The sequence below is a fragment of the Mycolicibacterium flavescens genome (assembly GCF_001722335.1).
Taxonomy (GTDB): domain Bacteria; phylum Actinomycetota; class Actinomycetes; order Mycobacteriales; family Mycobacteriaceae; genus Mycobacterium; species Mycobacterium flavescens.
Genome location: NZ_MIHA01000002.1, coordinates 342,564 through 368,388, shown reverse-complemented (window position 1 = coordinate 368,388; position 25,825 = coordinate 342,564). Strand labels below are relative to the sequence as shown.

The following is a 25,825-nucleotide window of genomic DNA, read 5'->3' as shown; positions in this document are numbered from 1 at the left end:
CGGGCGCGGCCGCAGAACCGGCCGAGTCCATCGACCAACCGGGCGTGGCCGCAGAACCGGCCGTGTCCGCCGACGGGCGCCATCGCGACGCCGAACCGACTGCCCCACCACCTGACCCCGCCGACCATCCCGGCGGACCCTCACCACCCGGCGGCCACGCGGCCTGACGGGCCCAGACCTCCAACCCGGTGACCAGAGAAAGGGGTCATCCGGGCTAGAGGCATGTGCCCGTATGGTTTTCCGCGCCGTCGCTGGCGGCTCGGAATAGAACAGCCGGAACGGCTGCGGGCTGACGAGTACCGTGAACCCATGCCTGAGGAACCTGCGCCTGAGGACGCCACACCTGAGCAACCCAAGCTCGAGGACGCGACACCTGAGGAAGCCGCGCCGGAACAGCCTGCCGTCGAGGCCGAGATCGTCGACCCGGCGCCCCAGAGCACCGCACCCGTGGAGCCCGTCGACACCGGCTACACCCCCGGCGGCGTCCCGACGTTCGAGTCGGTGCGCGAGAAGATCGAAACCCGGTACGGCACCGCGATCGGATCAGCCGAACTGGCCGCCGAGACACCGGAAGGCCGCAGTGTCGCCGAACAGTACGACGAGCGGCAGCGCGCGGCCGCCGAACGCCTCGACCAGATCCGCGAGCAGCTACGCAAACAGTCCGATACTCAATAGTCCGACTCGGCGGCGAGAATCTCGGCCAGGAAGGCGTCATCGCCGGGCCGGTCCAACCGCGACCGCGCCAGCGCGCGTACCCGCTCCCGCATCTCCGCCGACTCCTCGACCTCCGCGCCGACGCTCACCGCCGTAGCCCGCCAATCATGGTTCCATCCTTGCGAATCGGTAGCCGGTTGCCCGTCGGCCCCGGTGATCGCGAACCGGCAGCGACCGTCCGCGGACAGCGACCCGCTGCCGCCGAACCCACCCGCACGCAGCCGCACCGGGATACCGTTCGGTGATCCTCCGCCGAGCAGGTCCGCACTCACCATCGCCTGCACGGTGTCCCGGTCCGCTTCGACCGCCCACGCCACCGTGTTCTCGGCAGCATCGAACACGCCCGCAGGCACCGCCGACCAGTTGATCGATGCGACACCGGAGGCGACGAAATGATCTGCGCCGCGGCCGATATCCGCGCCCGCGGCCAATGCGTAATCGTCCCGCCGGACCGCCGCCACCGGAACGTCCCACGCCACGCCCACGTCCTCGGCGATCTCCCGGCACCGCCCGGCCAGCTCACCGATCCGCGGATCACCCTGCAGCGCAGCCGAGCTGAGCGCGGCCGCATGCGGCTCCAGAAGCTGCGTCACATCCGAGTCGAACGTGTCGTCGCCGAAGAATTCCTGGGCGCCCGCAGTCAGCACCGCGATCTCCCCGTCCAGCACCGCCGCGTCGAGCACCGCGATCGCGTCGCGGTGACTCGCCGGCCACCACCGCCGAAGCCAGTGCCCGACGGCCAACCGCCGCAATGCGTCCAGCGCACCCGGCAGTACATCAACACCGGCGATCTCGAGGTCACCGGCCGCAGGACCGCCGTTGAGCGCCGTCGCGACCGTCGCGTGCCCCGTTTCGCCCACCACCCGCCACAGCCAGTCGGCTCCTCGAACGTCAGTGAACGTGATCTGCGGTTCGGCGTCCGCGTCGTCCACCAACCACGACAGCACCGCACCGCTGACCTCCAGCACCGCCACCAACGGCGCCGGCGCGTCGAGTGCGCGCGTGCACCACAGCCCGGCTTCTGCGCTCAGCTTCATCCGGCCACCTGCAGTTCCAGCATCGACTTGATCCGCTGGCGGTGATCGAGGCTCACCGACCGCGCAACACCCTCCAGCACCGCGCGGACGTCGTCGACGTCGTCGCACGGCTCCTGCCACACATCGCGGCCGTGCAACCGGGCCCACAGCCGGTTCGAGTACGGCCGCGCGAACGCAGCGAGTTCGTCGACGACCTGCTGCTGGCGCGGATGGATCGGACCTCCGTCGGCCAGATAGCGCCGCGCGTGCAGCACGTAGGCCTCCTTGCGCAGCCGCGCCTGGATCACCCTGCCCAGACCGTAACGCGGTTCAGCGGCCGGGCTGAGCGGCGCCAGATCACCGGCCAGTTCGACGCCGGCCACCAGCGTTGCTTGTTTGTCCTCGCCGAGCAGACCCCACGGGGCCGCTGCCCGGTCCACCTCCTCGGAACACAGCGTCGGCACGTCCGGCAGTTCGTCGCGATCCAACGCCCGCCGCAGGGTCGCGCGCACCCGGTCGACCACGCTGCGGTCCAACGGGCGGGCCCTGTCCGCGCCGACGATGTCGGGCGGCTGCTGCGGTTCGGTCGCGCTGAGCCCCACCACGACGAGCGACCACGGCAGGTCCGATGCATCACTGCGCGCCGCCGCGCCCAGGTTGTACGGCGCGGCACTGTCAACCAGTAAACGCCACACCCGTTGCCGCGCAACGGATTCCCAGTACTCGCCACCTGACCCGAGCACTGTCGCCAACCCGGTCATGAACTGTTCGGCACTCTCGTGGCCGGCACGCACGTCACGCCAGCTGGCATCGAGTTGCCGCTGCAGTTCGGCGATCACCGCGCTGTCGGACACGTGCCGGTTGAGCACCTCTACGGCGGTGCGGTCACGTTCGGAGTGGATCTCGCGCAGCAACTGCTCGGCGCCGGAAGCGTTCTCGTCGGGGAAGCCGCGGGTCACGGCCAATTCGAAGCACACCGGGAAGTACAGCTCCTGGGCGTTTCCGGTGGTGATCCGCAGTCGGCGTCGTTCCCGCTTGAGCACCTCGAACCATGCTGCCGCAGCGCGTAACCGGTCGGATTGTCCGACGATCACGTCGTACATCGCTTCGGCGACCTCGACCGAGACGAACGGTGCGGAGAACTCCGCGTTCGACCGCAGCCGCAGCACCAGCGGGTCGATGATCCGTTTCACGGTGCGGCGCAACGGACCTCCGTCGTCGCCGCTCAACACCTCGACCCCCGCCCCGATTGCTCGCCATGCGCGGTCGATGACCGCCCGGCGCGGCTGGGCGACGGCGACGGCCGTCTCGGTGTTCATCACGACAGAATAGGAGGCCGGGCCGTGCGGCGACAGCCGCAAAGTTGGGTTCGGTAGCCGTGGGGACGCGCGAATCTCGAGGCCATGTTCACTGCGTTGGTGCCGTTCTTCGTCTTCGTGATCGTCGGTATGGCGCTCGCGCCTTTCCTGCTCGACCGGACTCCCCCGGCCGATCCGGGTGAGGCGCAGGAACGTCTGGTCACCGCCGATGACATCGCGGCCGCAGGCATCAGCGCGCCCCGTCGACGGCGAACGTGACCAACGCCGCCCAGTACAGCGGGCTGGCCGTCGCGTCGCCGTCGCGCCAATCCCGCATCCGCCGCCGCTGCCAGGCATTCAGCGCCCGTCCCGCTTCGTCGGTTTCGTGGGCCTCGTCGACGGCCAGGATCGCCTCGCTCATCGGGTCGGCCTCGAGCGCGGTGTACTGGCGATAGCCGGCCGCCGTCGGCAGCGACCACAGCGTGGCGGTGACCAACTGGGCACCGCCGAGGATCGCCGCTGCCACCAGCCCGCTGGCCTCGTCGAACTGGTAGTCGCCGCCGGATGCGCAGGCCAGCAGGGCAACCCGCGGCGGGAACGGCAACCGTGACGCCATCAGGTCCGCAGCGGTGAGCGGACGATCCTCGGCCAGGTGCAGCGCCGCGCGGTCGGCGTGCCCGACGTCACCGTCGGCCGCGGAGGCGTGTCCGACGTAGAGCAGCCGCGACGGCTGCCGTGCGAGGTGTTCTGCCAGCCACCTGCGGTCGATGTCGGTGCGCCGAAACAGGTCCACAGCCGCCGGCACCTCCGGCAGGACTGGGCGACCGGCGTAGTGTCGGGCCAGCGCGGTTTCCGGGGACGGTCGGCCCAGCACCGAGCCCAGGGCCGCATCGGGTCGCTGGCCGGGCACCCGCGGATCGAGCACCAGCAGCGCGGGCCGGTCGTGTCTGCTGGACCAATTCGCCGTTGCCCGTGGGGCATTGACGATGTTCGGCGGTGCCGCCAGCAGTACGTCGGCGAGCTCCATCAGCCGCTCGCCGCCCGGCGCCGCGAGCAGGCCCCACGGCACCTGGGCCAGCCGGGCGCTGGGCGAGACGAATACCGTCGCCGCCTCGGCGATCAGCCGCCAACCCTGGGGCGCGATCAACCGCTCGCCGAGCGCTTGTGCGAGGCCGGTTTCCGTCGCCGGAGCGGAGAGGGCCCCGTGGGTCAGGGCGCGCTCGAGCGCATCGCGGCGGGTCTCCTCACCCACCGGGTCGGGGAGCGCGCGGCGGAGCCGGTCAACCGCCTCGAGCAGGTCGGCCTGATCGACGACCCATGTGACGGTGTCGCCCGGATCGCCGACGCGGCGCAGGCTGGCGTAGGTGGCGACGCCGACGTCGGCGAACCGCAGCACCAGCGTGTCGGTCACGGCCACGTGGACCACGCGGGGGCATCGGCGGTCACGTCGCGTCCGTACCGTTCGGCGGCCAACGCTCGGTACCGGCTGATGATCGGCGCGCTGTTCGGGTCCATCACCAACGGCGGCAGCGGTCCGAGCGTCGTCAGCGCCGACCGCACACCGGCCGCCGGTCCTGCCGCGACGAGCGCGTAGTCGTCGACTGATTCGACCGGCACCGCAGCCGTGGCGGTGTCCGCCCAGTCCAGAGCATCCGCTGAGCCTGGTTCGACGGTGAACGTGCCTCGTGCGCTGTGGTATTCGACCAGCTCGCTGACCAGCTGGGTGTTGCCCGATTCCCACGCCACTGCGAACGCGCCGGCCAGGATCGGCGCCGACACGAACGTGGCCCACCGCATTCGGGCGTCAGCGTCAGGGATGGAGTGACGCACCGCGTCGACCGCCAGCGCCGCGGGCAGTTTCAGTTCGGCGGCCCGCGCGAACTTCTCCGCCGCACCGTCGGGATCGGCCAGTGCGTCGGCACGCCAGATGTTTCCGAGTTGGTCATCGAGCCGGGCGTACTGCAGCCAGCTGTGCCGCGGCCATCCGTCGAGCAGTTCGCGGGCCTCGGCGACCCGTTCGAGCGCGGCCGCGAAGTGGCCGCGGAAGATGTCGACCCAGCTGCGCTGCAACAGGATCCGGTGAATGTGCAGAGGCTTCTCGATCTCGCGCCAGTGGCGCTCGGCGTGACCGAGGCGTTCGTCGGCGTCGTCGAGCGCCCCGACCGCGATGCTGATGAGGCCGAAGTACAGCCAGCATCGGGAGACGTCGTGCGCGCGCAGGTGTTCGGCGATGGCCGGGTAGGCGGCGTGCACCAACTCCTGTGCGGTCGGCCGGTCCCCTGCCGCCCATGCGGCCGTCGCCCTCTCGAACTGGGCACGCGCGGTCGCCAGGCGCCAGCCGCGGGCGTCGGCCCGCGCGCCCGCACGCCGCAGCCACGGCTCCGCCTCGGTGAGCCGGCCGGTCTCGACGCAGAAGCGTCCGTAGCCGAGCGCGCCGAGCACCAGCAGGTGGTCGTGGGACTGCGAGCCGTCGCCGGGTCGCGAGATAACGTCGATCACCGGCTGCCACAACGGTATCGAGCGCACATGTAGATCGTCGTCGCACAGCGCGACCGCGCAGAGGATCTGCGCGTAGGTGATCAGGAACCCGTGTTCGTCGGCGAGTTCGTGATGCCGGGGCTCGTCGTCGGTGAGCACCCCGAGCGCTGCCTCGGCCGCCTCGTGGTCGCCGTGTGCGGCAGCCAGGCCGGTCCGCAGGAACTGCGCCCGTCGGCGGTAGCGGCAGACCATCTGCACAGTCTCGGCGTCCGCGCGCCCGGTGTAGGCCGTCAGGCAGTCCTCGATGCGGCGCAGGCACTCCTCGGTGCCCGGATACGCCGTGCGCACCAGGTACAGCTCGCCGAGCAGCGCGAAGATCTCCAGTGCCCAGTCATCGCGGTCGGCCTGTTCGACCTGCGGCAGCAGCGACAGCAGTAGATCTTTGGCCGCCTCCTCGTTGGCCGCGAACACCAGGTGACGCGCACGTTCGAGGTCCGCGGCGATCGTCACGGTCGAATCATAGAAGCGGCGGGCGCGTCGACACGCCCGCCGCTTCATTTTGAAAGGGACGATCAGCTGCAGGTCACCGTCACGGTGAACGGCTTGGTGATCATGCCGGCCATCGGGTTGGCGATGTCGGCTCCGGCCGCCTCACCGGTGATCGTGTATGTGCTGCCGTCGACCTTCACCTCGGCCGAGCCGACCTTGGCGCCCATGGTGTTGGTGACCGCGAGCGCGTTACCGTCGACCACCATGCCCAGCGACTCCACGGTCGGGGTCGCCTCGTCGCTCATCACGATGCCCAGGCCCTGCTGACCCCCGATCGCACCGCTGGCGACGTTGATCTTGCCGCCCTGCTTGACGCACGTCACCGAGTCCAGGTCCAGGCCGGCGAGGTCCTTGCCGTCGACCTTGACCTCTGTGCTGCCGCCCGCGGCGACCTGGGTGTCACCGGCCGCCGGGGAGACCGGCGCGGTGCTGCCCTTGTCGTCCGAGCACCCCACCAGCACGGCGGCACCCGCGACCAGCCCGACCATGCCTACGACAACTCGCTTCATCGATGTCCCTTTCGTTGGTCCGTCCGCCCCGATGGCGTCCGTTCGCGAGACAAGTGAATGCCGCCGGCGGCGCTACCGATCCCAAACTTTGTCCGGCCCCGCAGGTACGGTTCCGAGGACATGCGCAGCTTCACCGTTGACGAGCGGCGGGCCCGGCTGGCCCGGCGGCACTTCCTGTGCGCGCCCGCCGGATCCGTCGACGACGTGGTACGCGGCCTGATCGCCCTGCACGCCACCGACCCCGCGACCCCGTACCTGTCGCTGTGGAGCCGGCTGCCCGGTTTCAGCGTCGCCGACCTCGACGCCGCGCTCTACCACCACCGGGGCGTGGTGAAGCACCTCGCGATGCGCCGCACTCTGTGGGCGGTGCCCACCGACGATCTGCCGGCGGTGCAGTGCGCGGCCAGCGACCGGGTGGCCGGCAACGAGCGCCGCCGCCTGATCGCCGACGCTCAGAAGGCCGGTGTGTGCGTCGACGGCGCGAAGTGGCTGGCGGCCGCGCGGACCGCGGTGCTGGATTACCTGACTGCCAACGGGCCGACCGACGCCAAGTCGCTGCGCACCGCCCTACCGGAACTCGCCGGCACCTACGATCCCGCTCCGGGTAAGACCTGGGGCGGCGAGACACCGCTCGCGCCAAGGGTTCTCACCGTGATCGCGGCTGAGGGCGACATCGTGCGCGGACCGAACGACGGCCGCTGGACGACGTCGCGGCCGCGCTGGGTGCCCACCCGCGACTGGATAGAGCCCGGCGAGCCGGTCGACCCGGAGGCCGCGCGGGCGACGCTGCTGCGGCGCTGGCTTTCCGCGTTCGGCCCGGCCACCGTCACCGACGTCAAGTGGTGGTTCGGCCACACGCTGACGTGGGCCCGGCAGGGGTTGCGCGACGTCGACGCGGTCGAGGTCGATCTCGACGGCACCTCCGGCTACGTGCTGCCCGACGACCTCGAACCCGAACCGGAACCGGAGCCGTGGGTGGCGCTGCTGCCCGGCCTCGACGTCACCACCATGGGCTGGTTCGACCGCGGGTGGTACCTCGACGGCCTGCGTGAGCGGGTGTTCGACCGCAACGGCAACGCCGGCCCCACCGCATGGTGCGACGGCCGCGTCGTGGGGGCGTGGGCGCAGGACGACGACGGCCGCGTCGAGGTGCGGTTGGCGGCGGAGGTCGGACGCGCCGCTGCGAAAGCGTTGCAGCAGCGGGCGGCCGAGCTGACCGAGTGGCTCGACGGCGTGCGGATCAATCCCCGCTTCCCGTCGCCGCTGTCGAAGAGCGGGTAGCTGCTAAGTCGGCGCGGTGGCACGCACCGGAACATGGGAGTAGCCGCCCACGCTCGTCATGGCGACACGGCGCAAATTCGCCTGGTCCACCTCGAATGCGGGCAACAGTTGCAGCAGGCCTTCGAGGGCAAGAGCGCTCTCCATGCGGGCCAGTGCCGCACCCAGGCAACTGTGTATGCCGTAGCCGAAGCCGAGATTCTGCGCCTCGGCGCGGTCACGGTTGATATCGAACTCCTCCGCGTCGGTGAACGCGCGTTCGTCGCGGTTGGCGGATGCGCCGAGCAGCATGACGGCGCTGCCCGCCGGGATCGTGGTGTCGTGCAGGCTGACGGGCGCCAGGGTGTAGCGGCAGTCGTACTGCACCGGTCCCACATAGCGGAGCGCCTCCTCGACGGCCGCCGGGATCTTGCTGCGGTCCTCGCGCAGTTGGCGCCACTGGTCGGGGTACTCGGCAAAAACGACCATCGCGTTGCCGATCAACTTCGTCACCGTCTCCGCGCCCGCTCCGCCGAGCAGAAGGCAGAAGCTGACGATCTCGTTGTCGTCCAGCTTCGTAGCACCGCCGTCGTCGCGGTCGACTTGTGCGGCGATCAACGCGCTGATCATGTCGTCGCGCGGCTCGGCGCGGCGCTCGAGGACGAGTTGGTAGAAGAACATCCCTGCCTGGACCATGGCCTCGGCGCCGTCGGAACTCTTGCCGGCCTCACCGGGCTTACGCTCGAGGAACTTGTCGATGAGGATCCGAACCTGCTGGCGATCGGCTTCCGGTACACCCAGCATGGTGCTGATCACCTCGACCGGGAAGAATGCCGAAAAGTCCGCCACGACATCGAAACCCGCCGGATCCACTCGTGACAGATGGAACTCGATCCTGTCCCGGACGACGTTCTCGAGCGCCTTGATCGCTCGCGGAGTGAAGACCTTGTTCACCAGGCTGCGCATGCGGCGGTGTTCCGGGGGGTCCATCCAGATCATCGACTGGCCGTGGGCCACCTCACCGGAGTGGATCTCTTCGAGCGTCACACCGCGGGCCGAGGAGAACGTCGCGAAATCCTTGAAGCCCAGCGCGACATCGGCATGCCGACTCAGCGCGTAGAAGTCGTGCTCGGGGCTGTAGTAAACGGGCGTGTGGTCGCGCAGTTTGCGATAGATCGGATAGGGATCCTCGAAGAACTCGGCGGAGAAGGGGTTGAACACCGTCGTCGAGGTCGTCATTGCATCAATGTGACACAACGCACAGTATTCGTAAAGGTACGGCACCGTCAGGCGCTGACCTTGCTGCGCCGGCGCGTCTTCGGTTTCGGCCGTGCGATGTTCAGGGCCTCGGCGAGGAAGTGCCCGGTGTAGCTGTCGGGGTTGGCTGCGACGTCTTCGGGTGTGCCGCTGGCCACCAGTGTGCCGCCGCCGGCGCCGCCTTCGGGGCCCATGTCGACGATCCAGTCCGACGTCTTGATCACGTCGAGGTTGTGCTCGATGACGATCACCGTATTACCTTTGTCGACAAGGCCGTTGATCACCTTGAGCAGCTTGCGGATGTCCTCGAAGTGCAGGCCGGTGGTGGGCTCGTCGAGGATGTAGATCGTGCGGCCGGTCGAGCGCTTCTGCAGCTCGGAGGCCAGCTTGACGCGCTGCGCCTCGCCGCCGGACAGCGTCGGCGCCGGCTGCCCCAACCGCACATAGCCCAGGCCGACGTCGACGAGCGTCTTGAGGTAGCGGTGGATCGAGGTGATCGGCTCGAAGAACTCGGTGGCCTCCTCGATCGACATGTCCAGCACTTCGGCGATGGTCTTGCCCTTGTAGTGCACCTCCAGCGTCTCGCGGTTGTACCGCGCGCCCTGGCAGACCTCGCACGGGACATAGACGTCGGGCAGGAAGTTCATCTCGATCTTGATGGTGCCGTCGCCGGAGCACGCCTCGCAGCGGCCGCCCTTGACGTTGAACGAGAACCGGCCCGGCTGGTAGCCGCGCACCTTGGCCTCGGTGGTGGCCGCGAACAGCGTGCGGATCTTGTCGAAGACGCCCGTGTAGGTCGCCGGGTTGGACCGCGGTGTCCGGCCGATCGGCGACTGGTCGACGCGCACCAGCTTGTCGAGTTGATCGAGCCCGTTGACCCGGGTGTGCCGGCCCGGTACCTGGCGGGCCCCGTTGAGTTTGTTGGCCAGCACCGACGCCAGGATGTCGTTGACGAGCGTCGACTTGCCCGACCCCGACACCCCGGTCACCGCGGTCAGCACGCCGAGCGGGAAGCTCACGTCGATCTCCCGCAGGTTGTGTTCACGGGCGCCGACTACGGTCAGCTGCCGCTTCCTGTCGACGGGACGCCGGATCGCCGGCACCTCGATCTCTTCCTTGCCCGAAAGATACGCTCCGGTCAGGGATTCCGGGTTCTTCAGCAGATCGGCGTACGTTCCGCTGTGCACGATCTGACCGCCGTGCTCACCGGCGGCGGGGCCGATGTCGACCACCCAGTCGGCGTGCGCGATGGTGTCGAGGTCGTGTTCGACGACGATCAGCGTGTTGCCCAGATCCCGCAACCGGACGAGGGTGTCGATCAGCCGTCGGTTGTCGCGCTGGTGCAGACCGATCGAGGGTTCGTCGAGCACGTAGAGCACACCGACCAGGCCCGAACCGATCTGGGTGGCCAGCCGGATCCGCTGCGCCTCACCGCCGGACAACGTCGCCGCCGCGCGGGACAGCGACAGGTAGTCGAGGCCGACGTCGAGCAGGAACCCCAGCCGCGACTGGATCTCCTTGAGCACCTGCCCGGCGATCGCCTGTTCGCGGGCGCCCAGCGTCAGCGCGTTGAGGAACTCCGAGCACTCCGCGATCGACAGTTCGGCGACCTCGGCGATCGACTTCGGGCCGAACTGCCCGGCCTCCATCGTCACCGCGAGGATCTCGGGCTTCAGCCGGGTGCCGTCGCATTCGGGGCACGGCACGTCGCGCATGAAGCCCTCGTACCGTTCCTTCATCTGCTCGGAGTCGGTCTGCTCCATGCGGCGCTGCAGGAACGCCATCACGCCCTCGAAATCGGCGTAGTACGAACGGGTTCGGCCGTAGCGGTTCTTGTACCGCACGTGCACCTGCTCGTCGCAGCCCTCGAGGATGGCCCGGCGAGCCTTGGCGGGCAGTTTCTTCCACGGTGTGTCGACATCGAAGCCGAGCGCGTCGCCGAGCCCGGACAGCATCCGGGTGAAGTACTCGGCGGTCTGGCCCATCGACCACGGCGCGATCGCACCCTCGGCGAGCGTCAGGTCCGGGTCGGGGACGACGAGTTCGGGGTCGACCTCCTTGCGGATGCCCAGCCCGGAGCATTCCGGGCAGGCGCCGTAGGGCGAGTTGAACGAGAACGACCGCGGTTCGAGGTCGTCGACGGCCAGAGGGTGGCCGTTGGGGCAGGCCAACTTTTCGGAGAACCGCTGTTCGCGGTGCGGATGGTCGTCCTCACGGTCGACGAACTCGAGCACGAGGATGCCGTCGGCCAGGTTCAGCGCCGTCTCGACCGAGTCGGTCAGCCGCTGTTTGGCGCTGGCCTTGACGGTCAGGCGGTCGACCACCACCTCGATGTCGTGCTTTTCCTGCTTCTTCAGCTTCGGTGGGTCGGTCAGCGGATACACCACGCCGTCCACCCGAACCCGGCTGTAGCCCTGCGTGTTGAGCTTGTCGAACAGGTCGACGAACTCGCCCTTGCGGGTGCGCACCACCGGCGCGAGCACCTGGAAGCGCAGGCCCTCGTCCATGGCGAGAACCTGGTCGACGATCTGCTGCGGGGTCTGGCGGGCGATGCGCTCACCGCACACCGGGCAGTGCGGCGTGCCGGCGCGCGCGTAGAGCAGCCGCAGGTAGTCGTAGACCTCGGTGATGGTGCCGACGGTGGACCGCGGGTTGCGGTTGGTCGACTTCTGGTCGATCGACACCGCCGGCGAAAGGCCCTCGATGAAGTCGACGTCGGGTTTGTCCATCTGGCCGAGGAACTGACGGGCGTAGGCCGACAGCGATTCGACGTAGCGGCGCTGACCTTCGGCGAAGATGGTGTCGAACGCCAACGACGACTTGCCCGAACCGGACAAACCCGTGAAGACGATCAGCGCGTCGCGTGGTAGATCAAGATCAACACTTCGCAAGTTGTGCTCGCGCGCACCCTTGACGACAAGGCGGTCAGCCACCCGGTGAATCCTCCCAAGACATGGTTGTAGCCCACTCTATGTGCCCCTACCGACAAGCCCGATACCGTGAGCAACATGACCGCCGTCGACGACAACTACACCGGCCACACCGACCCCGGAACCGCAGCGCGTCGCACCCTCCCCGCAGCGACGATCATCAAGGCTTCGGTGGGTCCCATGGACAACAACGCCTACCTGGTGACCTGTTCCCGGACCGGTGAGACGCTGCTCATCGACGCGGCGAACGACGCCTCGGTGCTGCTCGGCCTGATCGCCGAACACGCGCCGAAACTGTCGCTGATCGTGACCAGCCACCAGCACTTCGACCACTGGCAGGCGCTCGAGGAAGTGGCCAAGGCCACAGGTGTGCCGACCGCCGCGCACCGTCTCGACGCCGAACCGCTGCCCGTGCCGCCGGATCGTCTTCTCGCGCACGGTGACACCGTCGAGGTCGGCGACCTGTCGTTCGATGTCATCCACCTGCAGGGCCACACCCCCGGCTCGGTGGCGTTGGCGCTCGACGGCGCCGACCCGGAGGCGACGCACCTGTTCACCGGTGACTGCCTGTTCCCCGGCGGGGTCGGCAAGACGTGGGAGGACGGCGCCTTCGAGCAGCTGCTGGGTGATGTGAGCACCCGGGTGTTCGACGTCTACGGCGATTCGACCGTCGTCTATCCCGGTCACGGCGACGACACCACGCTCGGCGCCGAGCGCCCGCATCTGGCCGAGTGGAAAGAACGCGGTTGGTAGACGCGCCGGTCGCGGTCGTGACCGGGGCGAGCCGCGGCGCCGGGCTGGGCATCGCCCACGCGCTCGGCAGCCACGGCTGCACCGTGTACGTCACCGGGCGCAGCGACGGCATCCACCGCGCCGCGCAGCTGGTGACGGCGGCCGGCGGCACCGGGATCGCGGTGGCCGTCGACCACGCCGACGACGAGCAGACCAGGACGCTGTTCGACCGGGTCGGCACCGACCACGGCCGGCTCGACATCCTGGTCAACAACGCCGCGATGATCCGCGACACGATGATGGCCCGCACCCGGTTCTGGGAGGAGTCCGTCGACCTCGCCGACATCTTCGACGTCGGGCTGCGCAGCGCCTACGTCGCGACGGTGTACGCCGCTCCGCTGATGCTGCCGCAGCGGCGCGGGCTGGTGGTGTTCACCTCGGCCCCGGGCGCCGCGCACTACGTCTTCGGTCCGGCCTACGGCGTGCACAAGGCGGGCGTCGACAAGATGGCCGCCGACATGGCGGTCGACTTCCGCGACTTCGGCATAGCCACCGCCTCGATCTGGATGGGCGTGCTGCTCACCGAACGCTTCACGGCGATGATCGAAGCCGCCCCCGACAAATTCGCCCACCTGCTCGACAACGCCGAGACACCCGAGTTCACCGGCCACCTCGTCTGGGCGCTCTACCGCGACGGCGCGCTGCCGGACAAGAGCGGCCAGACCTTCATCGGCGCCGAACTCGCGCGCGAGTACGGGATCACCGACGCCGGCGGCCGCCGTCCACCGTCGTACCGGGAGTTGCACGGCGTGCATCCGCTCCGGCAGTTCGACCGGGTATTGCGCTGATCGCGCTGCGCGGGAGCGCGGGAGCCACGAAGATGGGCAGCACGCCGGGCCGCGGCGACGCCGAAAACGCGCTGGCCTAGGGTTATCGCTGAAGTCTGTGAGGGGACTGAAGTCTGTGAGGAGACATAGATGAATGACGATCAGTTGAAGAAGGCGCAGAGCGGCGCAGGGTTCATCGCGGCACTCGACCAGAGCGGCGGCAGCACTCCGAAGGCGCTGAAGCTCTACGGCATCCCGGAGGACAGCTACTCCGGTGAAGACCAGATGTTCGACCTGGTGCACGAGATGCGCAGCCGCATCATCACCAGCCCGGCCTTCGACTCCGAGCGCATCATGGGGACCATCCTGTTCGAGCAGACGATGGACCGCGAGATCGAGGGCCGTCCGACCGCGGATTACCTGTGGAACGTCAAGAACATCGTCCCGTTCCTCAAGATCGACAAGGGCCTGGCCGACGAGAAGGACGGCGCCCAGACGATGAAGCCGATGCCCGGCCTCGACGACCTGCTCGACCGCGCCGTCGAGAAGGGCATCTTCGGCACCAAGGAACGCTCGGTGATCAAGCTTCCGGGCTCGGGTCTGCAGGCCGTCGTCGACCAGCAGTTCGAGGTCGCCGAGCAGGTCCTGGCCAAGGGGCTGGTGCCGATCATCGAACCCGAGGTCGACATCAACAGCCCGAAGAAGGCCGAGGCCGAGGAACAGCTCAAGGCCGCGCTGCTCGCCGGAGTCGACAAGCTCGGCGATGACAAGAAGGTCATGCTCAAGCTGACGCTGCCCGACACCGACAACCTGTACAAGGACCTCGTCGACCACCCGAAGGTGGTGCGGGTGGTGGCGCTCTCGGGTGGCTACAGCCGGGACGTCGCCAACGAGAAGCTGACCCGCAACATCGGTGTGATCGCCAGCTTCTCGCGCGCGCTGACCGAGGGCCTGAGCGCTCAGCAGAGCGACGAGGAGTTCAACTCCACCCTCGATGAGGCGATCGCGGCGATCGCCAAGGCGTCCGCGACCTGATTCCGCTGCGGGGCTACGCGTCGGCGCTGGTCGCCGGCGCGTTGCCCTCGCTCGCGTTCCCGGCCCCCGCGTGGTGGTGGCTGGCGTGGATCGGTCTGGTCCCGCTGCTGCTCGTCGTCCGCGCCGCCCCGACACCCGCGCAGGGCGCCGTGCGCGCATGGTGCGGTCTCGCCGCGTTCATCGCCGTCACCCAGCACTGGCTGTGGCCGCTCGCCGGTCCCATGCTTCTGGTGCTCGCCGCGGCGCTGGGCGCACTGTGGCTGCCGTTCGGGTGGGCCGCACACCGGTTGCTGGCCGGCGAGCTGACGACCCGCCGGTGGTCGACGGCCGTCGCGGTGCTGCCGTCGCTGTGGATCCTCGCCGAGACGGTGCGGTCCTGGGACCGGCTCGGCGGACCGTGGGCCTTGCTCGGGGCCTCGCAGTGGAACCAGCCGCTGACGCTGGCGCCCGCGTCGCTGGGCGGGGTATGGCTGGTCAGCGCGCTGCTGGTGGCGGCCAACACGGCGGTCGCCGGTGCGGTGCTGACGCGTAAGGCGGTTCCGGCCGTCCTCGCCGTGCTGCTGGCCGCGGCCGGCCCGGCGTGGTTCTGGCTCGCCCCGGCGCCGACACCCGGGCCGACGGTGCGGGTCGCGCTGGTGCAGCCCGGCGACCTCGACAGCGCAACGCTGACCGAGGGCCTGGCCGGGCAACAAGTGGATCTGGTCGTGTGGGGTGAGAGCAGTGTCGGGGTGGACCTGACCTCGCATCCGGAGGTCGCGCAGCGGCTGAGCGCGCTGTCACGGCGGGTGGGCGCCGATCTGCTGGTCAACGTCGACGCCCGCGGACCGACGGGCGGCATCTACAAGACGTCGGCGCTCGTCGGCCCGGACGGGGTGCGCGGGGCGTACGCCAAGACCCGGCTGGTGCCGTTCGGTGAGTACGTTCCGCTGCGGCCGGTCCTCGAGCGGTTCACGGCGACGACGCGGGCCGCCGCCGAAGACCGTCGACGCGGCCCGGGACCCGTCGTCCTGCACACCGACAGAGTCGCCGTCGGCCCGCTCATCAGCTTCGAGACGTTGTTCTCCGACCTGTCCCGCGAACAGGCGCGCCGCGGCGCGCAGCTGGTGGCCTACCAGAGTTCGACCTCGTCGTACCAGGGCAGCTGGGCTCAGCCGCAGCTGGCGAGCATGCCCGCAGTCCACGCCGTCGAGGTGGGCCTGCCGGCGGTCCACGCGGCGTTGTCCGGCGTCAGCTCGGCGTTCGACGCGCGCGGGCGGGCACTGGCGTGGATGCCCGCAGCCGAGCAGGGTGTCGTCGTGGTGGACGTGCCGCTGACCGCGCGCGACACCGGCTACCGGCGATTCGGCGACTGGCTGCCGGTGACGGCGCTGGTGGTGGTTACGGCGTGGTGTGCACGATCAGCACGTCGGACTTGGACCGGCGTGCGACGTTGGCGGGAACGGAACCGAGCAGGCGGCCGGCGATCGTGGACAGGCCGACGTTACCGACGACCAGCAGATCGGCCTTGACTTCCTCGGCGAGCTCGACCAGCGCGTCGACGGGGGCGCCGACGACGGCCTTCTCTTCGACGTTCGTGGCGCCCGCCTGGTGGGCGCGTTCCTTCGCCTCGCGCAGGATCGCGTAGATGGGCGCGTTGCCGGCCATCTTGTAGCCCTCGTCCTTGAGCACGTCGGCTGCGCGCTGGTCTTCGTTCTGGGGGAAGTACGCCGTGGCGATGACCAGCTTGGCGTCACCGGCGATCTGACCAGCTTTCTCGACCGCGCGAAGCGACGAGTCCGATCCGTCCGTGCCTACCAAGACGGTCTGATACGCGCTCATCCATATCCTCCCAGTGTCAATTCCTTCGCCATCCGGAACAGTAGCCTCTCACAGGCCATTTGCCTGCACTTTCATGGCACATTGCCCGGTAACGTCACCTCCGCGTACCCGACGTGACCGCGCCTACACCGCGTCCCGCCGCATTTGCGCGCGCGCCAATTTCGGCCTCCCACAGCCGAACCGCGCGGGTGAAAACCGTTCGGCCGGGTATTCCACCGCCATGGCCACCCGGACCTCCCGTACCGCAGCGGAGTTCGTGCCCGACACCTCCGATCTGACGGTGTTGGCCGACGCAGCACACGGTTGCAAAGGGTGTGACCTCCATCTGGACGCGACGCAGGTGGTGTTCGGCGGCGGTTCCGAGCGCGCGGACATGATGCTGGTCGGCGAGCAACCCGGTGATCAGGAGGACAAGGCTGGTGAACCGTTCGTCGGCCCGGCCGGCCGGTTGCTCGACAAGGCGCTCGTCGAGGCGGGTGTCGACCGTGACGGGCTGTACGTGACCAATGCGGTGAAGCACTTCAAGTTCACGCTTCCCGAGCGCGGTACGCGCCGCATCCACAAGACGCCGAGCCGCACCGAGGTGGTGGCGTGCCGGCCGTGGTTGCTCGCCGAATTGGCCGTTGTGCAGCCCGACGTGCTGGTGTTGATGGGCGCGACGGCCGCACAGTCGTTGCTGGGCAGTACATTTCGCCTCACGCAGCACCGCGGCGAGGTCCTGGACCTGCCAGACGCCGGCGAACTCGGGATCGATCCGGCCGTCGTCGTCAGTCCCCATCCGTCCTCGGTGCTGCGCGGACCGCCCGAAGATCGCGAGCAGGCCTTCCAGGCCTTGGTCTCGGATCTGCGGTTCGCCGCCGGGCAACGGCGCCGCTGACGGTCAGTCGCCGCCGAAGGCGGGTGCGACGAAGCGCCGGATCACCTGCTCCTCTTCCCGGTGATCTCCGATGGGCCAGTACGCCAGCGAAACGACCACGCGGACGATCCATTGCGCGGCCGCAAGGTCGTCGTCGGTGATCCCCGCCAGATCCGCCGCCAACCGGCTCAGCACCTCTGAGGAGTGCAGACCCGCGACCTCCGGTGCTCGGGTGGCGAACATCAACCGACGCAACCGATCGGAGCGGATCTGCTCGAGCGCCACCGCGATCGCCGTGATCACCCGTTGTGGGCCGACCGATCCCTCGACCGCTTCTCTGACCGCGGCGACGATCCCGGCCGACAACCGCATCAGTACGGCGTCACGGATCTGCGCCTTCCCGCCCGCATAGCGGTAGACGGTGGCGCGCGAGCAGTGCACGGCCGAAGCCAGGGTGTCGATGTCGAACGCCTCCAGCCCGTCACGAAGCACGAGTTCAGTGGCCGCCGCGTAGATCCGCTCTGCGGCTGCCGCCCGCCGATCACCGCCAACCACCCAGTCGGGCCGGGCCATCACCTGCTCCTCCGAACGTCGTCGCGGGCATCTTCTCAGCTTTGAGACGGCGTGGATGCTGTATCGCCCGCTTCGCGCAGGTCAACGACCCGAGCTGAGACAGCAGCGGTCGACATCGGACAGGAGCCATGCCGATCTGTGCCGCGGCCGTTGACACTGCGATGACCACCGCTCAGCGTTGACGCATGCGCACGCTGGACGGCAGCCTCGGCCTGGCACTCTTCGAGGACCGCTACGTTCAGGATCCCTATCCGCTGTACGCGCTGATGCATCGCTCAGGCGCTGTCCACCGGATCGGCGAGTCCGATTTCTACGCCGTCAGCAGCTGGGCAGCAGTCGAGGAAGCTGTCACTCGATGCGACGAGTTCTCGTCGAACCTGACAGCGACCATGATGTACCGGCCCGACGGTTCCGTCGACGAATTCCATATCGGCGAAATCGGCGGTCCCACCCAGGCATTGGCGACAGCTGATGAACCCGCTCATTCGGCCCACCGCAAGATGCTGCTCCCCCACCTGGCCGCCAAACGGATCGCGGCTTTCGAACCGTACATCGACCAGACAGCGCACAGCTTGTGGGGCAACGCCTTTCGTGGCAGCGGCATAGAGTGGATGGCGGGAATCGCCAACCGCCTACCGATGATGATCGTCGCCCGCATCATCGGGGTCCCCGACCGCGATGTCGACAGGCTCATCCGGTGGGGTTACGCCGCGACGCAGGTGGTCGAGGGCCTGGTGACCGACGACCAGATGGCGCAAGCAGGTACAGCGGTGATGGAACTGGCCGCCTACATCACCGAGCAGTTCGAGAACGCGCTGAGCGATCCGGGCGACGATCTGATCGGTGACCTCGCCACGGCGCGTGCGCGCAGTGAGATGAGCGACACCACGGCACTGGCCATGATGGCCACACTGTTCAGCGCGGGAGGGGAATCCACCGCCTCCCTTCTGGGTTCGGCCGCTTGGCTGCTGGCGACTCGATCCGACATCCAACAGCAGGTCCGCGAAACCCCCGAACTGCTCGGCCCTTTCATCGAGGAGGTCCTGCGCTTCGAGCCGCCGTTCCGTGCTCACTACCGGCACGTCGTCGTCGACACCGAACTGTGCGGTGTGGCATTGCCGGCGGATTCGCGGCTGCTCCTGTTGTGGGGAGCGGCGAATCGCGATCCGGACCATTTCGACGAGCCCGATCGACTACTACTCGACCGACCTCGCGGCAAAGGTCACGTCGCCTTCGGCAAAGGCGTGCACTTCTGTGTCGGCGCCGCGCTGGCACGAATGGAAGCCCGCGTCGTCCTGCGCTTCCTCCTGCACGAGACACGCTCTTTCACCGCCAGCCGCCGGGGAAGGTGGCTGCCGAGCCTCTTGGTCAGGCGCCTCGACCATCTCGACCTCGCCGTCGAATGAGTCGGTCAGTTTGCGGTGGACCCCGCCGAGTGCGGAGCCGCCCGGCGCAGGCAAACCGGCCGCGGTCCATCAGCCTGGGGTCGGCCCGGTATCAGCGCATCCGTGGTTGCGGCACAACGAATTTGCCGATCGACCAGTCACCGCGTCAGGTGGAGGCGCGAGATAAACTCGGTCCGGGTCGGTACGCGAAACAGTGCTGCAATAGGGGTTTGATCGTGAAGATGAAGATGATCGGAAGCGCAGTGGTCATGGCGGGTACGTTGGCGGTCCCCGCGCTCGGGATCGGCACCGGAGTCGCCAACGCCGAACAGCCGCTCACCGATTCGCCGTCGGTCACCTGGAAACTGGACCGCCCACACGACCACGAGTGGGACGACTGGGACAACGGCTGGCGTGGTCGCGGCTGGCACGGCCCGCCCCCGCACAGCGCGTGCGCGTGGGTTCCCCCGGCGGTGTCCGCCTGGGTGCCGCCCGCGGTCTGCTGACAGCGGGCGGGTACGCGAGCGAGTGACGGGATTCGAACCCGCGTAAACGGCTTTGCAGGCCGGTGCCTAGCCACTCAGCCACACCCGCGTCACATTCCACCCTGCCGGTGACGACGGCGGTTGGCCAGGTTTGAAATCGCCGTGAGCTGAATACATCTCAGCGCGGCTCACCGTACCTCGGCCCGAACGCCTGCGCCGGGATGAGACCGGCCGCGCCCACCGCCGCGCGGACCACATCGGCGACGGCGACGATGTGCCCGCGGTCGACGTCGTTCACCGTCGCCCACGGCGCGTAGCCCAACTCGTCGGTGAGGTCCTCGACGCGGACCCGCAGCTGCTCCCCCGCCTCGGTCAGCGTCCCGTCGCCGCCGAGAAGTCCGCGCGACCGCAGCCGCTCCACCCCCGCCGCCCACTGCTCTTCGCTCCATCCGCGCAGCGTCTGGGCGAACGGCACCGAGAACCCGATGCCCGCCGCGGTGTGGCTGACCAACGCCTCCAAGCCGTTGAGCCCGTTGGCGACCAGCGCTGCGGTGTGTCCGTCGCCGCGATACTCCCGAAGCAACGTGACCGCGTGCCACAACTGCATGTGCGGCGCGTCAGGCCAGGCCAACTCGGCGTGCGCGGCGTACAGCGGGCGGCCGTCGCCGTCCGGGGCGTCCTCGGCCGTACGCCGCAGGATCGCCGCGGCCCGAACCAACTCGTTCGACCGGGTGAACTCCTCGCCGAGGACACGGGACAGCACCGCGCCGAGCATCTCGTAGCGCGTGGCGATGACCTCGTCCGGCGATGCCAGCGCCCACGCCGCCGGGATCGATTGCGCGACGAACTCGGGGTTGAAGGTGTAGAAGACCGCCGCCACAACGGAGGCGGAAACCGCGCCCATCGGCGCCGCGCGAACCGCGAAATACGGTGTCATACCACTCATTCCGAGTGCGCCGAAGCGCTCGGCGACCTCCGGGAGGAAGTACGACAGCGAGTGCAGTGGGTCGACGCTGCGGCACAGCCGACCTGCGGTGTAGGCGTCCACGGGGGCGACGCTACGCCGCGCCGGGTGTTGGTCGCGCGGTGGGCCGGGTGCTCCGCGTGGAGGCGATCAGGCCCAGCGCCGCCAGCACCGCGAACCCGGCCAGCAGCCACCGCGCGGGGGCGGCGCCACCATCCTCGGTCATGTTGACCACGATGCCGGCCAGGCCCGCGCCGAACGCACCGCAGATCAGCTGCACGGTGTTGATGGCGGCAGCGGCGGTCGGGCCTTCCGCGGGATCGTCGACCCGGCCCATCGCCCACGCCGACAGGTGCGGCCACGCCATCCCCACCCCGACACCGGCGACGAAGAGTCCGACCACCCACACCGCGACCAGCAGCAGGGAGGCGTCGGCGCGTATCGTCAGCGCCGCGACCGCCAGCCCGGCGGCCATCACCCCGGGCGCGACGGCCACGACGAGCCGGATCGTCCGCGCACCGCTCAGCGACGCGCTGGCGATCTCGGCGAAGGTCCAACCCAGAGCGAGCCCCGCGCCGAGGAACCCCGCCGCCACCGGCGTCAGACCCGCCAGGCGCTGGCCGAACAGCGGAACGTACATCTCGGCCATCGTCGCGGCGATCAGCACACCCAGCGTCAGGTAGATCCACTTCAGCGGCCCGGGCCCGAAGGTGCTGGACGGCAACACCGAAGCCGTGGTCCGCCGGTCCACCACCAGGAAGACCAGGACCAGAACCACGCTCAGCCCGACGAGCGCCCCGGTGGCCCGTTCGTCCCGGGGCAGTCCGGCCACGCTGACCGCCAGCGCCGCCGCACCCAACAGCAGCAGCGACCACACCGGGATCGGGATCCTCGGCACGTCGACGTCGGCGTCCCCTCGGGCCGGCAAGCCGACCGGCACCAGCGCGGCGATCACCGCGGTCAGGATGGCCAACGCGCCGAAAGCCCAACGCCACGAAGCGTATTGCGCGAACAGTCCGCCCGCCGCCGGGCCCAGCAGCGTGCCGACGCCCCACATCGCCGAGACCAGGGCCGAGGCTCTGGTCCACAGATGCTCCGGCAACGCCGTGTTGATGACGGCGTAGCCCAGCCCGGCCAGCAGACCACCGGCGAGGCCCTGCACTGTGCGACCGACCAGCAGCAGTTCCATCGTGGGCGCGGCCGCGCACGCCACGCTGCCCGCCCCGAACACGCTCAGCGCCACCAGGTATGACAGCCGCGGGCCCAGCCGCATCAGCGTCGAGTGCACGGTGGTGGCCGCCACCACCGACGCGACGAGGTAGACCGTCGTCACCCACGCGTACAGCCGCTGACCGCCGATGTCGGCGACCGCGCTGGGCATCAGGCTGATGGTGAGGAACTCGTTGGTCGCGTAGAGGGCGACCCCGCCGGCGAGGACGACGCTGGCGCCGAGGTACCTCGGTCCCAGCAGTTCCCGCCAACCGGCGGGGCGCATACTCGCGGTGTCGGTCACCGGGTCAGGCTAGAAGCTCAATCCCGGTTGAGGTCAACCGCCGGGTGTGATGAGCCCATAGTGACCGTCGTAGCGCTGGTAGAGCACCGCGGCACGACCCTGGGCCGCATCGATGAAGAACATGAACGGCAGCCCCAGCAGACCCATCCGCTCCGCGGCCTGCTCGACCGTGTGACACGGCGGCGGTTGAGAACTGACGGTCAGCGGCAGCTCGAACGGCGCGAGGTCTTCCGCCGGGGCCGGTTCGACCTGGGCCAGCCGGTACCCGGTCGGACCGTCCTTGTAGAGGACGCTGGCCATGCCGGTGCGCTTCTCGGTGAAGAGGTGGAAGTCGTAGTCGAGCAGCTCCATCTCGACCGCCGCCTCGTCGACCGTGCACGGCGCGAGCGTGAACGACTTGCGCCGCACGACCTGACGCTCGGCCGGGTCCACCGGCGCCCGGGTCGGCGGGTGAGCGGCGCCGGCGTCGTGAGCGGCCCGCGCCGACCGGCGCGCCTGCACGAGGTCGCCGGCACGCTTGAGCTGGCGCCGCAGCCGCTCTCCGAGCCGGTCGATCGCCTCGCGCGCGGTGTCGCCCTGCGCCTGGGCCCGCACCAGCCGGCCGTCCACGTCGAGGTTGGCCTGCGCGATCACCGGGCGTTCCAGGTCCGGGTCCCCGTGCCGGGTGAGCTTGACGTGCGCATGCGACAACGGTCGATGCGCGAACCGGCTCAGCTCCTCGACGGTGGTCCGCGCATATTCGTCCGCACCGGGAAGGTCACCGCGCGTCGTCACTTCGACGTTGACTGACGACTCGAAATCCGTTTTGCCACTCATACTTTCGTTGTACGCGAAGCTGCCGGCCAGGGCTAGGGCCGAAGGTCCCGACCGCCTACTTCAAGCCGGCGGCATCCATGCCGCGCAATTCCTTCTTCAGGTCGGCGATCTCGTCGCGGATCCGCGCGGCCAACTCGAACTGCAGATCGCGCGCCGCGGTCATCATCTGCTCGGTCAGATCCTTGATCAGGTCGGCCAGCTCCGCGCGCGGCATGTTCGACGTGTCGCGGCCCTCGATGATGCCCGCGCTGACCGCCCGGCCCGGCTCGCCCTGCGCACGCCGACCGCGGGACGCGTTCCGGCCGGATCCGCCAACCTCGACGTCGTCGGCCTCTCGGTAGACCTGATCGAGGATGTCGGCGATCTTCTTGCGCAACGGCTTCGGGTCGATGCCGTGTTCGGTGTTGTACGCGATCTGCTTGGCGCGGCGACGTTCGGTCTCGTCGATGGCCTGCTTCATCGAATCCGTGATCTTGTCCGCGTACATGTGCACTTCACCGGACACGTTGCGGGCGGCTCGGCCGATGGTCTGGATCAGGCTGCGCGGCGACCGCAGGAAACCCTCCTTGTCCGCGTCGAGGATCGCCACCAGCGACACCTCGGGCAGGTCGAGGCCCTCGCGCAGCAGGTTGATGCCGACCAGCACGTCGTAGTCACCGAGCCGCAGCTGCCGCAGCAGCTCGACGCGGCGCAGCGTGTCGACCTCGGAGTGCAGGTACCGCACCCGGATGCCCATCTCCAGCAGGTAGTCGGTCAGGTCTTCGGCCATCTTCTTGGTCAGCGTGGTGACCAGGACCCGTTCGTCGCGTTCGGTGCGTTTGCGGATCTCGCCGATCAGGTCGTCGATCTGCCCCTTGGTCGGTTTGACGACGACCTGCGGGTCGACCAGCCCGGTCGGGCGGATGACCTGTTCGACGAACTCGCCGCCGGACTGGCTGAGCTCATACGGTCCCGGGGTCGCCGACAGATAGACCGTCTGCCCGATCCGGTCGGCGAACTCCTCCCAGGTCAGCGGCCGGTTGTCGACGGCCGACGGCAGCCGGAAGCCGAAGTCGACGAGGTTGCGCTTACGCGACATGTCGCCCTCGTACATGCCGCCGATCTGCGGGACCGTCACGTGGGACTCGTCGATGACGAGCAGGAAGTCCTCGGGGAAGTAGTCGATGAGCGTCGCGGGCGCGGTTCCGGGACCCCGCCCGTCGATGTGGCGTGAGTAGTTCTCGATACCCGAGCAGAAACCGACCTGGCGCATCATCTCGATGTCATAATTTGTGCGCATCCGCAGCCGCTGGGCCTCCAGAAGCTTGCCCTGTCCCTCGAGTTCGGCCAGCCGCTCCTCGAGTTCCTGCTCGATGGTCGAGATGGCCTGCGCCATCCGCTCGGGACCCGCCACATAGTGGGTGGCCGGGAAGATGCGCAGGGAGTCGACCTTGCGCACGATGTCGCCGGTCAGGGGGTGCAGGTAGTACAGCGCCTCGACTTCGTCGCCGAAGAACTCGATGCGTACCGCGAGTTCCTCGTAGGACGGGATGATCTCCACAGTGTCGCCGCGGACCCGGAACGAGCCGCGGGTGAACGCCATGTCGTTGCGGGTGTACTGGACGTCGACCAGCAGCCGCAGCAATCCGTCGCGGGGCACCTCGTCGCCGACCTTCAGTTCGACACTGCGGTCGAGGTACGACTGCGGGGTGCCCAGACCGTAGATGCAGGACACCGACGCCACCACCACCACATCGCGGCGCGACAGCAGGCTCGACGTCGCCGAGTGCCGCAGCCGCTCGACGTCGTCGTTGATCGAGCTGTCCTTCTCGATGTAGGTGTCGGTCTGGGCGATGTACGCCTCGGGCTGGTAGTAGTCGTAGTACGAGACGAAGTACTCGACCGCGTTGTGCGGCAACATCTCCCGTAGCTCGTTCGCCAGCTGTGCGGCGAGCGTCTTGTTGGGGGCCATCACCAGGGTGGGCCGCTGCAGCCGCTCGATGAGCCACGCCGTCGTCGCCGACTTACCGGTGCCGGTGGCGCCGAGCAGCACCACGTCGTGTTCGCCGGCCTTGATGCGGCGTTCGAGTTCGTCGATGGCCGCGGGCTGGTCACCGGCGGGTTCGTAGGGGCTGACCACCTCGAAGCGGCCGCCGGTGCGCACAACCGAGTCGACAGGCCGGTACTCCGAGTGCGCGAGCACGGGATGTTCGGTAGCGAAAGCCATAATCAACCAGGGTAAGCGCGCCCACCGACAAGTTCATTCCCGTCGCGGCCGCGGTGGTGACGCGGGCCTTATCCTTGGCTCATCCACGCTCCCAAACACGAGACCTTCGACCTGCACGCCCGCACCAACACCGATCCCAAGGGCATCGTGCGGGCGGTCGACGTGTACACCGTCGAACGGTGGGGGCTCTACATGGCGCGCCCGACCCCCGGCCGGGCCCAGTTCCACTATCTGGAGTCGTGGCTGCTGCCGTCGCTGCGGCTGCGGGCGACGGTGTTCCACTTCAACCCCGGCCACGAACGCGATCAGGACTACTACCTCGACGTCGGCGACTACACCGCGGGCGAGAAGGTCTGGCACTCCGAGGATCACTACCTCGATCTGGTGGTCCGCACCGGTGCGGGAGCCGAGCTCTGCGACGTCGACGAACTGCTGACCGCGGTCCGCCACAACCTGCTGACACCGGAGACGGCCGAACGGGCCGTGCAGACCGCGGTGACCGCGATCGACGGACTGTCCCGGCACGACTACGACCTGAACCGGTGGCTGTCCACGCTGGGTATGCCGGTGACATGGCGCGACTCCCGGCGAGCGAACCGGGCGTAAC

General features: G+C 69.0%; 23 protein-coding genes, 1 tRNA gene and 1 pseudogene. 11 read left to right on the top strand and 14 right to left on the bottom strand.

All coding sequences use genetic code 11. The annotated features are described in order from the left end of the window. Positions 1–309 precede the first annotated feature (309 nt). Positions 310–675 carry a hypothetical protein gene (locus BHQ18_RS04220; protein ID WP_276045469.1) on the top strand — a complete coding sequence of 122 codons (366 nt, stop codon included), beginning with the start codon at positions 310–312 and terminating at the stop codon, positions 673–675. Here the strand turns inward: BHQ18_RS04220 and BHQ18_RS04215 are convergent. Continuing rightward, positions 669–1,751 (bottom strand): hypothetical protein, encoded by a 1,083-nt coding sequence (locus tag BHQ18_RS04215; RefSeq protein WP_069412302.1) that lies wholly within the window; start codon positions 1,749–1,751, stop codon positions 669–671. The genes BHQ18_RS04220 and BHQ18_RS04215 overlap by 7 nt on opposite strands. Next, complete coding sequence (locus BHQ18_RS04210) at positions 1,748–3,049, bottom strand: hypothetical protein (protein WP_069412301.1); 1,302 nt, start codon at positions 3,047–3,049, stop codon at positions 1,748–1,750. The genes BHQ18_RS04215 and BHQ18_RS04210 overlap by 4 nt, the downstream gene beginning before the upstream one ends. An 84-nt stretch (positions 3,050–3,133) precedes the next feature. Between BHQ18_RS04210 and BHQ18_RS30010 the strand changes: the two genes are divergently transcribed. After that, positions 3,134–3,307 (top strand): hypothetical protein, encoded by a 174-nt coding sequence (locus BHQ18_RS30010; RefSeq protein ID WP_165614528.1) that lies wholly within the window; start codon positions 3,134–3,136, stop codon positions 3,305–3,307. Here BHQ18_RS30010 and BHQ18_RS04205 read toward each other — a convergent pair. The 3 genes from BHQ18_RS04205 to BHQ18_RS04195 all read right to left on the bottom strand — a co-directional run bounded on the left by BHQ18_RS04205 (position 3,279) and on the right by BHQ18_RS04195 (position 6,564). After that, positions 3,279–4,439, bottom strand: coding sequence for a CHAT domain-containing protein (locus BHQ18_RS04205; protein ID WP_069412376.1), 1,161 nt, complete (start codon positions 4,437–4,439; stop codon positions 3,279–3,281). The two genes, BHQ18_RS30010 and BHQ18_RS04205, sit on opposite strands and share 29 nt — an antisense overlap. Continuing rightward, positions 4,436–6,016, bottom strand: coding sequence for an ATP-binding protein (locus BHQ18_RS04200; RefSeq protein ID WP_069412300.1), 1,581 nt, complete (start codon positions 6,014–6,016; stop codon positions 4,436–4,438). The genes BHQ18_RS04205 and BHQ18_RS04200 overlap by 4 nt, the downstream gene beginning before the upstream one ends. A 62-nt stretch (positions 6,017–6,078) precedes the next feature. Continuing rightward, a complete protein-coding gene (locus BHQ18_RS04195) occupies positions 6,079–6,564 on the bottom strand; it encodes a lipoprotein LpqH (protein ID WP_069412299.1) in 486 nt (161 codons plus the stop codon). A 120-nt stretch (positions 6,565–6,684) separates the two neighbouring features. Here BHQ18_RS04195 and BHQ18_RS04190 point away from each other — a divergent pair, with 120 nt between their 5' ends. Next, positions 6,685–7,845, top strand: coding sequence for a winged helix DNA-binding domain-containing protein (locus BHQ18_RS04190; RefSeq protein WP_069412298.1), 1,161 nt, complete (start codon positions 6,685–6,687; stop codon positions 7,843–7,845). A 3-nt stretch (positions 7,846–7,848) separates the two neighbouring features. Here the strand turns inward: BHQ18_RS04190 and BHQ18_RS04185 are convergent, their stop codons facing one another. Next, the gene (locus tag BHQ18_RS04185) at positions 7,849–9,060 is read right to left on the bottom strand and encodes a cytochrome P450 (RefSeq protein ID WP_069412297.1); all 1,212 of its coding nucleotides are present in this window, start codon (positions 9,058–9,060) and stop codon (positions 7,849–7,851) included. A 47-nt stretch (positions 9,061–9,107) separates the two neighbouring features. Next, entirely contained in the window at positions 9,108–12,011 is a 2,904-nt protein-coding gene (gene uvrA / locus BHQ18_RS04180; RefSeq protein WP_069412296.1) for an excinuclease ABC subunit UvrA, read from the bottom strand. A 75-nt stretch (positions 12,012–12,086) separates the two neighbouring features. Here uvrA and BHQ18_RS04175 point away from each other — a divergent pair, with 75 nt between their 5' ends. The 4 genes and pseudogenes from BHQ18_RS04175 to lnt all read left to right on the top strand — a co-directional run. Then, positions 12,087–12,761, top strand: a complete 675-nt coding sequence (locus BHQ18_RS04175; RefSeq protein WP_069412375.1) for an MBL fold metallo-hydrolase — start codon at positions 12,087–12,089, stop codon at positions 12,759–12,761. Further along, entirely contained in the window at positions 12,755–13,588 is an 834-nt protein-coding gene (locus BHQ18_RS04170; protein WP_069412295.1) for an SDR family NAD(P)-dependent oxidoreductase, read from the top strand. Before BHQ18_RS04175 ends, BHQ18_RS04170 begins: the two co-directional genes overlap by 7 nt. A 129-nt stretch (positions 13,589–13,717) precedes the next feature. Further along, positions 13,718–14,602: a fructose bisphosphate aldolase gene (locus BHQ18_RS04165; RefSeq protein ID WP_069412294.1), complete on the top strand. Its 885-nt coding sequence runs from the start codon at positions 13,718–13,720 to the stop codon at positions 14,600–14,602. Between the two features lie 26 nt (positions 14,603–14,628). Continuing rightward, a pseudogene (gene lnt / locus BHQ18_RS04160) lies at positions 14,629–16,044 on the top strand (apolipoprotein N-acyltransferase); the annotation flags it as partial. Here lnt and BHQ18_RS30390 read toward each other — a convergent pair. Further along, positions 15,980–16,420, bottom strand: a complete 441-nt coding sequence (locus BHQ18_RS30390) for a universal stress protein (RefSeq protein WP_069412293.1) — start codon at positions 16,418–16,420, stop codon at positions 15,980–15,982. The pseudogene lnt and the gene BHQ18_RS30390 sit on opposite strands and share 65 nt — an antisense overlap. Positions 16,421–16,640: 220 nt before the next feature. On the opposite strand from BHQ18_RS30390, the gene BHQ18_RS04150 reads away from it, so the two are divergent. Beyond that, positions 16,641–17,297, top strand: a complete 657-nt coding sequence (locus BHQ18_RS04150; RefSeq protein WP_069412292.1) for a UdgX family uracil-DNA binding protein — start codon at positions 16,641–16,643, stop codon at positions 17,295–17,297. A 3-nt stretch (positions 17,298–17,300) separates the two neighbouring features. Here the strand turns inward: BHQ18_RS04150 and BHQ18_RS04145 are convergent, their stop codons facing one another. Next, a complete protein-coding gene (locus BHQ18_RS04145) occupies positions 17,301–17,849 on the bottom strand; it encodes a TetR/AcrR family transcriptional regulator (protein ID WP_069412291.1) in 549 nt (182 codons plus the stop codon). Between the two features lie 185 nt (positions 17,850–18,034). Between BHQ18_RS04145 and BHQ18_RS04140 the strand changes: the two genes are divergently transcribed. Both BHQ18_RS04140 and BHQ18_RS04135 read left to right on the top strand, forming a co-directional pair. Beyond that, on the top strand, positions 18,035–19,255 hold the full coding sequence (locus tag BHQ18_RS04140) for a cytochrome P450 (protein ID WP_069412290.1): 1,221 nt from the start codon (positions 18,035–18,037) through the stop codon (positions 19,253–19,255). Between the two features lie 221 nt (positions 19,256–19,476). Further along, on the top strand, positions 19,477–19,740 hold the full coding sequence (locus BHQ18_RS04135; RefSeq protein WP_069412374.1) for a hypothetical protein: 264 nt from the start codon (positions 19,477–19,479) through the stop codon (positions 19,738–19,740). A gap of 17 nt (positions 19,741–19,757) precedes the next feature. Here BHQ18_RS04135 and BHQ18_RS04130 read toward each other — a convergent pair. The 5 genes from BHQ18_RS04130 to uvrB form a co-directional block, all read right to left on the bottom strand. Next, a tRNA-Cys gene (locus BHQ18_RS04130) sits at positions 19,758–19,828 on the bottom strand. A gap of 69 nt (positions 19,829–19,897) precedes the next feature. Continuing rightward, positions 19,898–20,767, bottom strand: a complete 870-nt coding sequence (locus BHQ18_RS04125; protein ID WP_069412289.1) for an SCO6745 family protein — start codon at positions 20,765–20,767, stop codon at positions 19,898–19,900. Between the two features lie 10 nt (positions 20,768–20,777). Further along, complete coding sequence (locus tag BHQ18_RS04120) at positions 20,778–22,196, bottom strand: MFS transporter (RefSeq protein ID WP_069412288.1); 1,419 nt, start codon at positions 22,194–22,196, stop codon at positions 20,778–20,780. 33 nt (positions 22,197–22,229) lie between these two features. Beyond that, positions 22,230–23,012 carry a ribosome hibernation promotion factor gene (locus BHQ18_RS04115; RefSeq protein ID WP_069412287.1) on the bottom strand — a complete coding sequence of 261 codons (783 nt, stop codon included), beginning with the start codon at positions 23,010–23,012 and terminating at the stop codon, positions 22,230–22,232. A 55-nt stretch (positions 23,013–23,067) separates the two neighbouring features. Next, positions 23,068–25,218 carry an excinuclease ABC subunit UvrB gene (gene uvrB, locus BHQ18_RS04110; protein WP_069412286.1) on the bottom strand — a complete coding sequence of 717 codons (2,151 nt, stop codon included), beginning with the start codon at positions 25,216–25,218 and terminating at the stop codon, positions 23,068–23,070. Positions 25,219–25,299: 81 nt separating this feature from the next. Between uvrB and BHQ18_RS04105 the strand changes: the two genes are divergently transcribed. Beyond that, positions 25,300–25,824 carry a ribonuclease FAU-1 family protein gene (locus BHQ18_RS04105; protein ID WP_084293867.1) on the top strand — a complete coding sequence of 175 codons (525 nt, stop codon included), beginning with the start codon at positions 25,300–25,302 and terminating at the stop codon, positions 25,822–25,824. The last annotated feature ends 1 nt before the right edge of the window (position 25,825 follow it).